Here is a 15,378-nt window from a genome sequence, read left to right on the forward strand (position 1 = left end):
TTCAGGTGTTGCGGACGAGCCGCCAGCGGTTGTCGGTGCTGCCGTTGTCGGGGTCCTGCACGGCTTGCGCTCCCCAGGCCGTGGAGCCGTTGAGGATGCCGAGCAGCTTGCCGCTGTGTACGTTGCGGATCTTGTAGGTTCCGTCGCCCTGGTCCAGGAGCGTCCACAGGTGGTCCGCGGTACCGTTGTCGGACCATTGCAGGACGCGGGCGTTGTCGGCGGTCGACATGTCCTGCACACCCAGGACCTTGCCGCTGTTGGCGTTGCGTAGCTTGACGGCGCTGCCCTCGGTGACGACCACCCAGTTGTGGTCGGCGGTGCCGGTGTCGCCCCACTGGACGGCGAGTCCGCCGTCGGCCGTGGACATGTCCTGGACGCCGAGGACCAGGCCTGTGCCGGCATTGACCAGCCGGTGGCTGACAGCAGCGGGGTCGCCGCCGTTGGTGCTCCAATAGACCGTGTAATTGTGCCCGTGGGCGTCGTAGAAGGGACCCAGGTTGACCGTGCCGCCGTTCGCGGCGGCGGTGAAGGCCAGCGAAGTGCCGCTGCTCCGGGTGACCGACGAGACGGTGAGTGCCGGCAAGGCGCCCAGAGCGGTGTTGCCGTAGTTCCCGGAGAGCACGACCGGGCCGTAGGTGACCGCGGCGACGTTCGGGTTGTCGTTGGCGGCCTGCATGATGACCCGCATGGGCAGGCGGACGGTGATGGTGTCACCCGCGGCCCAGGTGCGGGTGACGGTGGCGTAGCTTCCCGGGGTGGTGGCGACGCTCTGCACCGTGCCGTTGACACTGATCGTCGCACCGGTGGTCCAGGCCGGGATCCGTACCCGGATGCTCCACGAACCGCTCATCGTGCCGGACAGGGTGAGGGTGCTGGTGTCGCTGACAGGGTAGCCGGTGGTCTGGGTCACGGTGATACCGCGCTGGGTCCAGTCGAGCACCGATGGCATGAACAGGTTCACGGACAGCGTGGTGCCGTTGTAGAAGTAGACGGAGTCCATCAGCGCCGTGTTGACCTCGATGCCGGTGCCCTGGCAGCACCAGAAGGAGTTGTAGTCGGTGCTCCAGGTGCCGCCGCCCCACGCCGGACCCACGCCACGTCGACCGCCCGGGTTGAGCGGGGTGAAGTAGGTGATGTGTCCGTGGCTGTCGGCCGGGTTCTGCGCCCCGATGATGTGGTTGAGCAGGGCTCGCTCGTAGAAGTCGAAGTACGCCGCCCGGTTGGGGTCCAGCAGCCACAGTTCCCGGGTCAGCTTGAGCATGTTGTAGGTGTTGCAGTGCTCGCAGGTGTCCTGCCGGAGGTACCCGGCGATGGCGTTCGGTGGGCGGAAGTGCTCGGCCTGGCTGTTGCCGCCGATCGCGTACGTGTGCGCACCGACGCAGATGTTCCAGGCGTTGCCGGCGATATCCCGGTAGCGGGTGGTACCGGTGGCCTTGTACTCCCGGGCGGCGCCCACCCACTTCGGGACCTGCGTGTTGGCGTGCAGCCCGTTGAGCTGGTCGGAGTTGGCCGCCAACGGGTTGAAGACGGCAGCGTGGTCGAACCGTTGCGCCGCGGTCAGCCAACGGCTGTCGCCGGTCTGCTGGTAGATGTCGGTGAGTACGGCGTTCATCCCGCCGAACTCGGTGCCGAGCATGTTCTGCATCTGGCTGGAGGTCAGCCGGCCGGTGCGCCAGTCGACCCAGCCGGCGAGCGCCAGGAGCACGTCGCGGGCCTGGTTGTTGCCGAGGTGGCGCCACACGTCGAGCAGGCCGGCCAGGGTCTTGTGGATGACGTAGTACGGCACGTTGCCGTTGCTCAACGTGCGCGCCTCGAGGGCGGTGAAGTCGGTCTCCGGGAAACCGGAGAGGTAACCGGTGTTGAAGCCGGCGGCGCCGTTGTTGGCCTGACACTTGGCGAGTTCGGCCACCATGTGGTTGGCCTTGTCCCGGCAGGTGGTGTCGCCGAGCACGGCGTACGCCTGCGCCCAGGCGGTCAGGAAGTGCCCCTGCATGTGCGTGCGGAACGGAAACGACGGTGCGTCCCAGCCGCCGTTCGAGGCGGCGCCGTTGGTGGACAACCGGTGGTTGACCCGGAAGTTGTAGAGCAGCCGGTCGACGTTGACGAAACGCAGGTAGCTCATCGTCCTGTTCTGGTTGTCCAGCCATCGGCTGCTGGTCAGCCGGACCTGGCCCAGCTCGAACGGGTACGCGGAGACGCCGATGTCCGGCCGGACCGGGGGGAGTGCGGCGGCTGCCGGAGCACCAGAGACCGCCGGCGCGGCGACGGTGGCGGCACCGGCGGCTGTCGCGACGGTGGCGGCACCGGCGGCCTGCAACAGCAGGCGCCGGCTCATGGGGGGTAACGGCATGGTGGTTCTCCTGTAGCGCGGAGTGGCGGGCCGGGTGGGACGGAAGCGCTAGGCGTTGTCGGGCGGCCGGCGATCCGGCGGTGCCGTCTGGACCGCTCAGGCCGAGGTCGTTACCGGTAGAGGACGGGCAGACGTCTGATGTCATGCGCGGATGTCGATGTGAGCGGTAACATACATCCTCCGGTAGCGCACCGCAAGTGTGCTGTTGTCGCTGCGACACGTAGTCGAAATCCGGGCAAAAACGTAGAAGTGCGACGCATGCGCCGTCTGGTCGCCGTATCCGCCCTTCGTCGGGAGCGGCAGGAACGTGCCTCGTCGGGGGGCGATAGTGGACGGCGGCAAGCGCAGGAGGGAGGGATTGTCTGGCTGTACCGATTTTGCGGCGCCGCTACAACTTGACGGCGAACGATGTTATCGCTCACAGTCGATGGGCGAGGGATGAGGTGGAGGTGGCTTACCGCGCGAGCCACCTCGCCGTACCTCCGGGGCGTGCGTCAGGGCATCCGGACACCGTGTGAGCGTTCTGAATCAGACGGTGAGAGCGGGCCGCTCTCGTGCGCCGTGGTGCACCCGCCGGTCGGGCGTCGGCCCGAGAATCGCCAATTGGAGGACAATCATGGGTATTTTCGGCCGGTTCTCGCGGCCCGCGCCGCCGCGGGTTGTCGCCGTGGCGGCGGTGGCGGTGCTGGTGGGCGGTGGTGCTGTGGCGGTGGGGCCGGTGCCGGCTGCTGCGGCGACGGTGGACACCAGTGCCTGGTACGTGTTGGTCAACCGGAACAGTGGCAAGGCATTGGACGTGTACAACCTGGGCACCGGCGACGGTGCGCGGATCACGCAGTGGACGCGGAATGACGGTAACCAGCAGCAGTGGCAGTTCGTGGACTCTGGTGGTGGTTACTACCGGTTGAAGTCGCGGCACTCGGGCAAGGTCCTGGATGTGTACAACTCCTCCACCGCGAACGGTGCCAGCATTGTGCAGTGGGCCGATCACAACGGGACCAACCAGCAGTTCCGGTTGGCTGACTCCGATGGCGGTTACGTGCGGTTGATCAACCGGAACAGTAACCGGGTGGTGGAGGTGCAGAACGCCTCGACCGCCGATGGCGGAAACGTGGTGCAGTACGACGACTGGAACGGCGCCAACCAGCAGTGGCAGTTGGTCCGGGTCAACGGCGGCGGCAACCCCACCGCACCGCCGCCCGGCGGCTCGTACGCGAACCCGGTGGTGTGGCAGGACTTCGCCGATGTCGAGGTCATCCGGGTGAACGACGTCTACTACATGACGGCCTCGACCATGCACTACTCCCCGGGCGCGCCGATCCTGCGTTCCTACGACCTGGTGAACTGGGAGTTCGCCGGCCACTCGGTGCCGAGCCTGGCCGAGTTCGAGAACAACGCCTACAGCCTGACCGGCGGACGGGCGTACGTGCGGGGAATCTGGGCCTCCACCCTTGGCCACCGGCGCAGCAACAACACCTTCTACTGGATCGGCTGTACCGAGTTCAACCGTACCTACGTCTACACCGCCAGCACGGCGGAGGGTCCCTGGACGAAGCGCTCCCGGATCAACAACTGTTACTACGACGCCGGCCTGCTCGTCGACGACAACGACACCATGTACGTCGCGTACGGCAACGCTACGATCAGCGTCGCGCAGCTCTCCGCCGACGGTCTGTCCCAGGTCCGCACGCAGCAGGTGTTCCAGACCCCGTCGAGCGTCGGCACCCTGGAAGGCGCCCGGTTCTACAAGCGCGACGGCAGCTACTACATCTGGCTCACCCGCCCCGCCAATGGCCAATACGTCCTCAAGGCCGACAACCCATGGGGCCCGTACGAGATGCGCCAGGTGCTGCTCGACATGCCAGGTCCGATCTCCGGCGGCGGCGTACCGCACCAGGGCGGCCTCGTCCAGACCCAGAACGGCGCCTGGTACTACATGAGCTTCGTCGACGCCTACCCCGGCGGCCGGGTCCCCGCTCTCGCCCCGATCACCTGGAGCGGTGACGGCTGGCCCAGCATCCAGACCGTCAACGGCGGCTGGGGCGTCAGCTACCCCAACCCGCTGCCCACCCGGCAGGTCAAACCTCTCACCGGTTCCGACACCTTCACCGGTACGGCCCTCGGGCCGCAGTACGAGTGGAACCACGTCCCCGACAACACCCGCTGGTCGCTCAACAGCGGCCTGCGCCTACAGACCGCCACCGTCACCAACGACCTCTACAGCGCCCGTAACACCCTGACCCACCGCATCCAGGGACCATCCTCGACCGCCACCATCGAGCTGGACTACTCCACCATGCGCGACGGCGACCGAACCGGCCTGGCCATGCTCCGGGACCAGTCAGCCTGGATCGGCGTCAAACGCGACAACGGCACCACCCGGGTGGTGATGACCGACGGCCTCACCATGGACAGCAGTTGGAACACCACCGGCACCGGCACCGAACGCGCGTCCGCCACCGTCTCCGGCGGCCGGATCTGGCTACGCGTGAACGCCGACATCCGACCCGGCAGCGGTCGACAGGCCCGCTTCTCCTACAGCACCAACGGCGCCAGCTTCACCAGCCTCGGGCCGGCCTTCACCCTCAACAACGCCTGGCAGTTCTTCATGGGCTACCGCTTCGGCATCTTCAACCACGCCACCCAGGCACTCGGCGGCTCCGTCACCGTACGCCGATTCGACCTCACGACCCCATGATCGTTACCGTGCGCGAGTCCGGGTACCCCATATCCGTTCGCCGTACGGATCTGTCGACCGGAGGGTCGTCCGAGGCGGGATCACTGCCACCGCACCGGGCGTTATCCCTGCGGCGGCGCTCACTTGAGACAGCCGGCCGCGGACGGCTGGCACGATCCCGTGCGGCAGGAAGGGCACCACTGGCAGCACGGCGAGCGACGCCCCGAGGTGGAGCGTACGCAGGTGTGTGCGGTCGGCGACGACGAGCCGGGCGAGGCACAGCGTGAGTTCGTCCGCCGCGAGCCGGTCCGGGCCGGGCCGTCAGCGCCCGGCCCACGGCTACCATTCGCCGACCGCGGAGGGCAGGCCGGAAAGCCTTCGGAGACCGGCCCTCAGATCCACAGAGCTCCGGCGGAAGGGTCTGGGGGGTGGGGCCCGGTCGGGCTCCACCCCCCAGGTCTCCGTTGACGGTCAGGCGAGGGCGCAGGCCGCGCCGTTGAGGGTGAATGAGGTTGGCCTGGAGGTGTTGCCGGTGTGGGTGGCCTGGAAGCCGATGCTGACCGATGCGTCGGGTGCGACGGAGGCGTTGTAGGAGACGTTCCTCGCCGTCACCTGTCCGGAGGCCGGTGAGTAGCTGGCGTTCCAGCTTGAGGTGATGGTCTGCCCGCTCGGCAGGGCGAAGACGAGAGACCAGCCGTTGATCGCGGTGGTGCTGGTGTTGGTGATGGTGATGCTCTCGGTCAGGCCCGTGTTCCACGCGTTCACGGTGCTGGTGACTCGGCAGGCCCCGGTGGAGGGCGTCGGTGTCGTCGGGCCCGGCGTCGGGGTGTTCGGGCCCGGCGTCGGCGTGCTCTGGAACTGTGTGAAGAACGTCCACGTCTCCTGGGGGAGCCAGGGCGCGTTGGAGCCGGCGTCCTGCGGAGTGGGGGTGTGGCCTCCGTCGAACGCGTACCAGGCAACCGGGTGCCCGGCCGAGCATCCCGAGTAGTGGAATGCGGTGTGCGTCCCGCTGCCCTGTGCCGGCTCGGGCGGGCTTGCCGCGGTGCAGCCGTTGTTCCTGACGAACCTGTCGCGCATCGCTCGTCCGCCGGAGATGCTGAGTACGTTGTCACTGAGCCCGTGCGCCTGAAGGTAGGCGATGGGCTGGGTGCCGCCGTTGCACCCGCTGATCACGCCACCGGCGTAGATCGCGACCGCGCGGAAGACGTCTGCCCGGGCACACGCCAGCGCGTAGCTCATCCCGCCGCCGTAGCTGAACCCCAGGGAGAACAACTGTGCCGTGTCGACACAGAGAGCATTTCCGATCGTCTGGATCATGTTGTCGGTGAAGGTCACGTCCTCACCACCGGAGTTGGCCCAGCCGTTGTTGAGGCCTTCGGGGGCGACGAAGATCGTGCTGTTGTTCGACAGCGGCAGGAGCCCGTAGTAGCTCTGGCTCACGACGGAGTTGGCGTTGCCGCCCAACCAGTGGAATCCGAATACCAGTCGGTAGGGGCGGCTGTTGTCGTAGTTGTCGGGGATCCTCAGGACGAAGCTACGAGTCTTCCCGCCGCTCTGTATGGAATGCGTGCCGTTCGTCAGCGTTGGTGTCCGACCGCATCCGGCGGTGGACGCGAAGACGCCGACGCCGGTGTCGGGCGTGGTTGCCCTCGCCTCTCTCGGCCCGGCTGCACCCGACGGCATTGCGGCCGCTAACAGCACCGCGACGCCCGCGGCGGCCGCGGCGCCCGACAGCGACAGGATCGTCGCACGACCTCGGCGAGTTGCTCGCTCAGTCACCTTTCCTCCTTCAGGTTGCAATCTCACCGCGGCGCCCGGCATTTCGGCTGACCGGGCCGGCGCGGGCCGACATCGCCGGCGTGTCGATCGCTGCGGTTACGCGGCCACACTCGGCTGACCGCTTCGGTGGCCGCGAGCCGGCGGCACGTGACCTCCACGGCCCCCTCCTGTGCGAAGGAGGTCGGCCTGCACCGACCCGAGCCGACTTCCACATCCATCGACATTTATCAGTATCAACATAGAGGTAGGTGTGACGGTCGTCAATGGAAATGTTAAGCGTTGAATATCGGGCACCCGGGCCGGGACCTGCTCGCCGGCCCGCGCGAGCGCGGCGAAGCTGTCCGGGCGTTCCGGATCGCAGGCTGGCTCTTGATCGGTGTGGATCCGCCCGCCAGGGTGGTGGCCACCGGGCCGGCCCGGCTGCGGCTCGGACGGCTCACCGTGTGGGATGACGACGGGATTGGGTGTCCCGGCTTCCCGACCGCGGCGCTGGTTGGGTGCTTGTGCTGTTTCGTGGCGGGGGTGGTCGCGTGCGCCGTCGCGACTGGCACCGACTACACGATCCTGACGATCGCTCGCCTCCGTGGGGGGACCGGACTCGGCGGAGATCGGCGTACCCTCGCCCACCACGCCGTCGCCCAGCTCGGACCGGCGATCGGCGTTGCCGGCCTGCTGCTGGCCGGGCTTCCTTGCCGCAGCGGTGGTGGCCGGAGGCTCTAAACGAACCTCTTTTCGGCCTCCCCCTGCGGTCCGGAGGACGTGGAGGCGGGGGCGATCGCGCGTGACTCGGGTCGTGACGGATCGTGCGTCGGAGCGCGACGTCGGGCGCGGTGTGTGAGTGCCGCGCGGTTCAGGTTGAGAAAGGTTCAACGATGCGGGCCGCTGAGTTCCGGGAACTGTCGGCTCGCCGAGGGCGGCCACCGTGGGGCGGTCGGGTGCCACTCTAAGACATTTTATTGACGACCGTCAGTCAAGTTGCTAGCTTGCTGCAATGATGACTATCAATGGAGTGGTCGGGCGCCGGCTCCGGGTGGCACTCGTCGCGTTGGCCTCCACCGCGCTCGCGGCGACCGCCGGGATCGTGCTCGCTCCACCGGCCACGGCGGCGTCCCTGGTCGAGGTGACCGGCTTCGGCGACAACCCGGGCGGCATGCGGATGCACGTCTACGTTCCGGACTCCCGCCCCACCAACCCGGCGATCGTGGTGGCGATGCACGGCTGCGGCGGGTCGGGCCCGGGCTTCTACTCCGGCAGCGAGTTCGCCTCGCAGGCCGATCGGTACGGGTTCGTCGTGATCTACCCGACCGCGACCCAGCAGGCGGGCTTCGGCAACTGCTTCGACGTCTGGTCGGCGGCGTCCAAGCGCCGGGGCGGCGGGAGCGATCCGGTGTCGATCATGTCCATGGTGGCGTACGTCCAGCGGCAGTACGGCGGTGACCCGGACCGGGTCTACGCCACGGGTAGCTCGTCCGGCGGCATGATGACCAACGCCATGCTCGCGCTCTACCCGGACGTCTTCAAGGCGGGCGCGGCGTTCATGGGGGTGCCGTTCAACTGCTTCGCCAACGCGGCCGACTTCCCGCCCCAGAACAGCCAGTGCGTCAACGGGCGGATGGACCGGACGCCGCAGCAGTGGGGCGACGCCGTGCGCCAGGCCTATCCCGGCTACAGCGGTGCCCGCCCGCGTATCCAGTTGTGGCACGGCACCAACGACACGCTCGTGCCGTTCCAACTGCTCCAGGAGGCGGTCGACCAGTGGACCAACGTGCACGGCCTGAGTCTCACACCGACCTCCACGGACACGCCCCAGGCGAACTGGAACCGGCGGCGTTGGACCAGCGGGGGTGTCACGCTGCTCGAGGCGATCAGTGTCAACGGCGCCGGCCACAGCCTGCCGATGAGTGGCATGGCACAGGCGGCGGTGCAGTTCTTCGGCCTCGACGGTGGATCACCGACCCCGAACCCGACCACCGGGATGCCCACGACCTCGCCGAGCGTGCCGCCGACGACTACCCCTCCGCCGTCCGCAGGTGCCTGCCGAGTCGGCTACACGGCCAACAGTTGGACCGGTGGCTTCACCGCCAGCGTGACGGTCGCCAACACTTCGACCGCCGCCGTCAACGGCTGGACCGTTCAGTGGAACTGGCCGGGCAACCAGCAGGTGACGAACGCCTGGAACGCCACGGTCACCCAGTCCGGGCCACAGGTGACGGCTCGCAACGTCTCGTACAACGCCGCGATCGGGATCGGGGCGAGCGTCACGTTCGGCGTCCAGGGCACCTACAGCGGCGCGAACCAGGCCCCGACCCAGTTCACGCTCAACGGCGCGGCGTGCAGTCAATGACGGCGCAAATAGTGTCGACGGCAACCCCCACTGTCATCTGACGCAGGTTCGGGTGAGTTCGACCAGGCCGGCGCCGAGCACCAGGGCGCCGGCCTGGTCCATGCTCTCGAACCGGTATCCGTGACCGTCTGCCCAGACCCGGGTGGTGAGGGTGCCGCCGGGCGCCACCGGCCGGGTGAAGCGGCAGCTCAGTCGCGCCGGCTCGGCCCCGCCGGCGAGCACGGTGTGACTGGCGACGGCGAGGCTGGCCAAACCGTGCACGATGACGCCGGGCAGCCCGACGCTGCGGGCGAAGTCGTCGTCGAGGTGGATCGGGTTGCGGTCGCCGGAGGCCTCGGCGTAGCGACGCGGCAGGTCGAGCGGTAGAGGTGTGGTCGCGGTGCGCAGTGGCGGGCCGCTGGGCGCATCGGCCGGCAGGGTGGGGGAGGGTGTGCCCAGTCGCAGGTCGGTCGGTATGCCGCGGTAGAACTCGGTGACGTACTGCTCGTTCAGGAGCGCGCCGCGGGCGTCGTACGTCCGCACCCCGATGGTGGCGATCGTCCCGCTGCGCTTGCCGTGCAGCCCGAGCACGGCGGCGTGGACGGTGACCGTCTCGCCGACCGGCAGCCGGCGGTGGAAGAAGATGTCCTGCTGGCCGTGCACGACCCTGGCGCGCAGTTCGGTGGAGGCGGTGGTACCGGCGACCATGAAGACCAGGTCCATGGCGGGGACGACGGCGTAGACCGGGGAGGGTCCGCCGACGGCGTCGGCGTATGCCGCGAGGCCGGCCGGGGTGACGTCGAACGGGCGTGGTTCGCTCCAGCGGCCGACGACAGTTTCGTCGAACGACGTCATCAGTCGGTCACCTCCACCACCACGGCGCCGGCGGTGTCCCCGGCCGCGCACCCGGTGAACAGGCCGCGTCCGCCGCCCCGGTCGTGCAGCGCGGCGACGAGTTCGGCGAGCGCGCGCAGGCCGGTGGGCCCCTGCGGGTGCCCGTAGACCAGGCTGCAGCCGTACGGGTTCATCCGGTCCAGCGCGAAGCCGGTCTGCCGGGCGAAGTAGAGGTCGTTGACGGCGAACGGGTTGTGCGTGGTCACCACGTCGATGCCGGTGATGTCGAGGCCGGCGTGGGTGAGCGCGGCGCGGGCGGCCGGCAGTGGCGCCCTGGGCATCCGGGCTCGGTCGGTGCGGGCGAACCCGACCGCGAGCAGTCGCGCGACGCCGGCACCGCCGCTGAGTTCGCGGGCCCGGTCGACCGTGCTGAGCACCGCTCCGGCGGTGCCGTCGCCGGGATGGGTCTGCGACCCGTACGTGACGACGCCGTCCGGCCGGACGGGGGAGAGCGCGGCGAGCCCCTCGGCCGTGGTGTCGTGCACGCCGTGGTCGTCGTCGACCACCACGCTGCCGCGCCGGCCGGGCACGTGCACCTGCACCAGGTGGCCGGGGCGTTGGGCGGCGGATGACCGGTACTGCTCGTGGCGCAGCAGCGTGACATCGTCGATCTCGGCGCGGGAGTAACCCTCCTCGGCGGCCACGTGCTCGGCGGTGTCGAGCATGGACTGACCGGTGTTGGGGTCGTGCCGCATCGGGTCCAGCACCCAGTGCTCGGTCCGGGGCGCCGCGCCCGGGCTGTGCTGTGCCGACCAGACCAGCAGCGGACCGTTGCTGGTGCGGTCGGCCGCCAGCGCGAGTACGGTGCGGTGGGCGCCGAGCTCGACCTGGACGGCGGCGGCCTGCACCACCGCCACCGAGGTGGCACAGGCCTGGGCGATGGTCGGACCGGTGACGGTGTAGAGCCCCAGCCGTGGGGTGATGGTGGTGACGCCGTAGAAGGATGCCGGCTGCGGCACGGTGGTGCCGAAGGCGACCTGGCTGATCTCGGAGGTCGACATCCCGCCCCTGGTCAGCGCCCGGGCGGTCACGTCGACCGCAAGGTCCACGCTGGACATCTCGGCGAGCGGACCCTGCCAGCGACAGAACGGCGAAGACCAGACCAGGTTGACCGGCATCGCCACCCCGGAGAGCCGCATCACCGGTTCCCGACGAGGTCGGCGGGCTGCATGGGAGATCGCATCTCAGCTCATCCCTTCGGCCTGCCCACCGGCGACGGTGAGCACCTGGCCGTGGACGAAGTTCGACCACGGCGAGCAGAGCAGGAAAATGCCGCCGGCCGCCTCCGCCGGGGTAGCGGGCCGGCCCAGCGGGATGCGGGCCGCAGCCTGTTCCCGGACGGCGCCGGGGATGCCCAGCGGGATCCGGCGGTCGCCGTGGTCGAAGGTGCCGGCCTCGGTGGCGTCGGCGGTCAGCCGGGTCTGCACGAATCCGAACGCCACCGCGTTGACGTTGATCTTCAACGGGCCCCACTCCTTGGCGAGCGTCCTGGTGAGGCCGGTCAGGGCCGCCTTGGCGGCGGCGTAGTTGGCCTGGCCGACGTTGCCCATCGTGCCGGCGATCGAGGTCACGTTGACCACCTTGCGGAAGATCTCGCGTCCCTCTGCTGCGTCCCGCTTGGCGGCCTCGCGCAGCACCGGCGCGGCGGCGCGCAGCAGCCGGAACGGCGCCGTGAGGTGGATGTCGAGCATGGCGGAAAGCTGCTCGTCGGTCATTTTGTGGAAGATGCCGTCCCAGGTGTAGCCGGCATTGTTGACCACGATGTCGAGCCGCCCGTATTCGTCGACCACGCGGGCGACGACCTCGGCCGGTGCCGCCGGCACGGTCAGGTCGGCCGCGACGGCGACACCGCGACCGCCGAGCGACCCGACGGTGAGTGCGAGGGCGTCGCCGTCCAGGTCGGCGCAGACCACCCGGGCACCGTGCTCGGCGAGCAGTTCGGCGGTCGCCCTGCCGATCCCGCGCGCCGCTCCGGTGACCACAGCGACCCGGTCCGCCAACAATCCGCTCATGCCGGCACTCCGCTTCGCTCCGTGCCGTCATGAGGCTCATCCGCACTGAACTGGCTGATTCGCTCGCTCCGCTCGCTCATGCCGGCACTCCGCTTCGCTCCGTGCCGTCATGAGGCTCATCCGCACTGAACTGGCTGATTCGCTCGCTCATGGCTGTCCTTCCGTCGCCGAGGCGAGCTCGGCCGCCAACACGTCCTGCCAGGTCCGGCGGGCCGTCAACTTGTCGAACTTGCCGGTCGCCGTCATCGGCAGCGTGTCGACGAACCGGACGACGTCGGGCAGCCACCAGCTCGCCACCCGGGGGCGCAGGTGCGCGACGAGCGTGTCGGCGGTGACCTCGGCGCACGCGACGACGAGCGCGGCGGGCCGTTCGCCCCAGGTCGGATGCGGTACGGCGATGACCATGGCCTGGGCCACCGCCGGGTGGTCCATGAGGTGGTTCTCCAGTTCGATCGAGCTGATCCATTCGCCGCCCGACTTGACCAGATCCTTGGCGCGGTCGAGCAGGCGCAGGTAGCCGTCGCCGTCGACGGTGCCGATGTCGCCGGTGCGCAGCCAGCCGTCCCGGAACCGGGTGGTGTTGGCGTCGTCCTCCGGCTGGTGGTATGACTCGGTGACCCACGGCCCGCGTACCTCGACCTCACCGGCGGACCGCCCGTCGTGCGGCAGCACCACGCCGTCCGGGTCGACCACCCGCAGCTCTACCCCGGCGGTCGGCACGCCCTGGGTGGCGTGCAGTGCCTGCCGGCACTGTTCCGGCCGGTCCTCCAGATGCCGGCGGACCATGGTCAGATTGCCGGACGGCGACATCTCGGTCATACCCCAGCCCTGCCGCATGGCGACGCCGCGCCGTTGATAGCGCTGGATCAGCTCCAACGGGACCGCCGAGCCGCCGCAGAGGATTCGGTCCAGGCTGGCCAGATCGTCCGGGCTCGGTGCGAGCTGGTCGACGGCGAGCCAGAAGGTGGGCACCCCGGCCGCGACGGTGACCCGCTCGTCCCGCACGAGGCGTACGACGGTGGCCGGGCTGGTGTCGGCACCGGCGAGCACCAGACCGGCCCCGGCCAGCGCCGCCGAGTACGGCATGCCCCAGGACAGCGCGTGGAAGAGCGGGGTGAGCGGGAGCACGACGTCGCGTTCCCGGATGGCGAACGAGTCGACGAACAGACCGCTCATCGCATGCAGGGTCAGTGACCGGTGCGAGTACACCACACCCTTCGGACGGCCGGTGGTGCCACCGGTGTAGCAGAGGCACGCGGCGCTCCACTCGTCGACCTCCGCCGGCTCGTCCTCCGGCGCGCTTGCCAGGAACTGCTCGTAGTCCGTCGCGTCGGCGAAGTCCGGGTGCGGTGCGCTGCCGTCTGGCAGCACGACGTAGTGCCGGACGCCGGGGAGCCGGCCCCGGATCGGCGCGAACTGTCCGGTCAGGGACGCCGCGACGAAGATCACCTGGTCCTCGGCGTGCGCGGCGATCGCTACCACCTGGTCCGGATGCAGGCGGGTGTTCAGCGGTTGCAGCACCGCGCCGGCCAGCGGCACGCCATAACACAGCTCCAGGTGGGGCAGCCCGTTGCAGGCGTAGGTGCCGACCCGGTCGCCCGGGCGGACACCGAGCGCGGTCAGCGCGTTGGCCAGTCGGTGGGCCCGGCCGGCCAGCTCGGGCCAGCGGCACTCCGCTCGACCCGCCTCCGTATAGCCGACCAGCCGGGCGTGCGGGCCCATCGCGGCGGCCCGGCGCAGCATCATCCCGACGGACAGCGGCATCGAGCCCATGCTGCTCCGCACCCGTCAGCCCTCCGCCGCCCCGGTCCCGGTCAGTAGCGCGCGGAGCCGGTCCGGCCACGGACTGCTGAGGCCCGTGTCGGCATCGATCCACACCACGGTCAACGTCCCCCGGGCCAGTGTCGTGTTGTCCCGGGCCACCGTGAAGGCGTAGCGCAGCGAGGCGCGTCCGACGTGCTCCACCGCCAGGGTGGTCTCGGCGATCTCGCCGAAGTGCAGGGCTGCCAGGTAGTCGACCGTGAGGTTCACCCGCGGCATCCAGCGGGCGTCCGCCGCCGTGACGCCGAGCTGGTCCTGCAGCTCCTTCTCGGCACTCTCCACAAACCGCAGGACCACCCCGTAGTGCCACCTGTCCGCCGGGTCGGTGTCCGACCACTCGAGACGACGGCGCACGACGATCGACGCTGGCTCGGCCATCCCGGTCTCCCCGCTGGTCCCTGTCGCTGGTGTCGTCCGGTGCAAACGCGTGGCCCGACGTCGTCGAGCCTGGACCGAGTCTGACTATTTATGTGCCTAGCGTCAAGACTAGTGTCACATATCGCCTGTCCGGCTGGTGTGGGTACGCACCAGCGCGGCCAGGTCGGGGTCGTGCCCGGCGACAACCTGGACCACGCGCTGTTCGGCCAGTCCGGTCAGGCCGTCGTACAGCTCGACGAAGAGCGCCCGGGCCGCCGCTCGGGGCCAGCGCGCCGGCAGCAACTCGGTCGGCAGCTCCGGGTCGAGGCTCGGCATGGTCCGCCAGTCGTCCATCAGGGCGGTCCGCGCGACGAGGGCCTCGGCGGTGCCGATCCGGCCGGTGTGCCACCGTCGCCGGACCGGCTCGTACGCGGCGAGGATCCGCTCGTATTCGGCGCGCAGGGCGGCCAGGTCCCAGGCGTTGATCGGGTGCCCGCCGGTCGGCCCGCCGTCGGCCAGTTCGGCGGTGAACACGGTGGCCCGGTCGATGTCGAGCTCGGACAGGATCGTCGTCACCTCGGTCACTCGTTCATGCGGCGAGACCCAGAGGCCGTCGTAGAGCGGGGCGAAGCCGTGCCAGCCGAGCCGGGTGCGCAGGGTGTGCCGCCGGGACCTGTCGTCCTCGGGCACCGAGAACGCCGCCATGGTCCACCGGCCGGTCCACGGTGTCCGCTCGGTGCCGAACGACAGGATGTGGCCACGACCCTCGGCGAGCACCCCGGCGGCCCGCTCGCTGAGGGCGTACGAGGTGCGCCGGCCGGACTTGGACTGCTCCAGCAGCCCGCGCCGGGCCAGCCGGCTCAGCGCGGCCCGAGCGCTGACCTCGGTGATGTCGAACTCGCCGAGCAGTGCAACCAGGGCCGCCGAGGGCAGCGGGGCGCGCTGGCCATACCAGTAGTCGCCGAGTAACGTCAACAGCAGGTGTTGCGGGCTGCCGCCGGCCTGCACGCGCGGCAGGTCGGTCGGGGGCGACACGGACTGCATCGACATGCGGCTGACTCTACAGATTCCGCGTCGTCCGACAGCCAGCCTGCCAGCCTGCCCCGACCGACGCCGAGTGCCCGTCGGGACGGATCCCCGCGGTGCTCGCCGTCGCCCGCCCCGG

At 69.7% G+C, this 15,378-nt stretch carries 11 protein-coding genes; 3 read left to right on the forward strand and 8 right to left on the reverse strand.

The genetic code is table 11. From position 1 onward, the window contains the following. Window position 1: 1 nt before the first annotated feature. Window positions 2-2,350 (reverse strand): beta-L-arabinofuranosidase domain-containing protein, encoded by a 2,349-nt coding sequence (locus R6Y94_RS24375; protein ID WP_318398164.1) that lies wholly within the window; start codon window positions 2,348-2,350, stop codon window positions 2-4. Between the two features lie 616 nt (window positions 2,351-2,966). Here R6Y94_RS24375 and R6Y94_RS24380 point away from each other — a divergent pair. Continuing rightward, window positions 2,967-5,048, forward strand: a complete 2,082-nt coding sequence (locus tag R6Y94_RS24380; RefSeq protein WP_318398165.1) for a family 43 glycosylhydrolase — start codon at window positions 2,967-2,969, stop codon at window positions 5,046-5,048. A gap of 450 nt (window positions 5,049-5,498) precedes the next feature. Here the strand turns inward: R6Y94_RS24380 and R6Y94_RS24385 are convergent, their stop codons facing one another. Next, a complete protein-coding gene (locus tag R6Y94_RS24385; RefSeq protein WP_318398166.1) occupies window positions 5,499-6,848 on the reverse strand; it encodes a cellulose binding domain-containing protein in 1,350 nt (449 codons plus the stop codon). A gap of 480 nt (window positions 6,849-7,328) precedes the next feature. Between R6Y94_RS24385 and R6Y94_RS45285 the strand changes: the two genes are divergently transcribed. Then, window positions 7,329-7,526 carry an MMPL family transporter gene (locus R6Y94_RS45285; RefSeq protein WP_412102871.1) on the forward strand — a complete coding sequence of 66 codons (198 nt, stop codon included), beginning with the start codon at window positions 7,329-7,331 and terminating at the stop codon, window positions 7,524-7,526. Window positions 7,527-7,797: 271 nt separating this feature from the next. Further along, window positions 7,798-9,150 (forward strand): PHB depolymerase family esterase, encoded by a 1,353-nt coding sequence (locus R6Y94_RS24390; protein WP_318398167.1) that lies wholly within the window; start codon window positions 7,798-7,800, stop codon window positions 9,148-9,150. A 33-nt stretch (window positions 9,151-9,183) separates the two neighbouring features. Here R6Y94_RS24390 and R6Y94_RS24395 read toward each other — a convergent pair whose 3' ends face one another. From R6Y94_RS24395 to R6Y94_RS24420, 6 genes are all read right to left on the reverse strand, one after another. Continuing rightward, window positions 9,184-9,984, reverse strand: a complete 801-nt coding sequence (locus R6Y94_RS24395; protein WP_318398168.1) for a MaoC/PaaZ C-terminal domain-containing protein — start codon at window positions 9,982-9,984, stop codon at window positions 9,184-9,186. Continuing rightward, complete coding sequence (locus R6Y94_RS24400) at window positions 9,984-11,162, reverse strand: thiolase family protein (protein WP_318398169.1); 1,179 nt, start codon at window positions 11,160-11,162, stop codon at window positions 9,984-9,986. Before R6Y94_RS24400 ends, R6Y94_RS24395 begins: the two co-directional genes overlap by 1 nt. Before the next feature lie 45 nt (window positions 11,163-11,207). After that, window positions 11,208-12,035 (reverse strand): SDR family NAD(P)-dependent oxidoreductase, encoded by an 828-nt coding sequence (locus tag R6Y94_RS24405; RefSeq protein WP_318398170.1) that lies wholly within the window; start codon window positions 12,033-12,035, stop codon window positions 11,208-11,210. A gap of 147 nt (window positions 12,036-12,182) precedes the next feature. Beyond that, window positions 12,183-13,799 carry a long-chain-fatty-acid--CoA ligase gene (locus tag R6Y94_RS24410; protein WP_318398171.1) on the reverse strand — a complete coding sequence of 539 codons (1,617 nt, stop codon included), beginning with the start codon at window positions 13,797-13,799 and terminating at the stop codon, window positions 12,183-12,185. Between the two features lie 24 nt (window positions 13,800-13,823). Next, a complete protein-coding gene (locus tag R6Y94_RS24415; RefSeq protein ID WP_318398172.1) occupies window positions 13,824-14,234 on the reverse strand; it encodes a thioesterase family protein in 411 nt (136 codons plus the stop codon). Between the two features lie 114 nt (window positions 14,235-14,348). Beyond that, entirely contained in the window at window positions 14,349-15,263 is a 915-nt protein-coding gene (locus R6Y94_RS24420; RefSeq protein ID WP_318398173.1) for a PaaX family transcriptional regulator C-terminal domain-containing protein, read from the reverse strand. Window positions 15,264-15,378 lie beyond the last annotated feature (115 nt).

The organism is Plantactinospora sp. KLBMP9567, assembly GCF_033446045.1.
Lineage (GTDB): Bacteria > Actinomycetota > Actinomycetes > Mycobacteriales > Micromonosporaceae > Plantactinospora.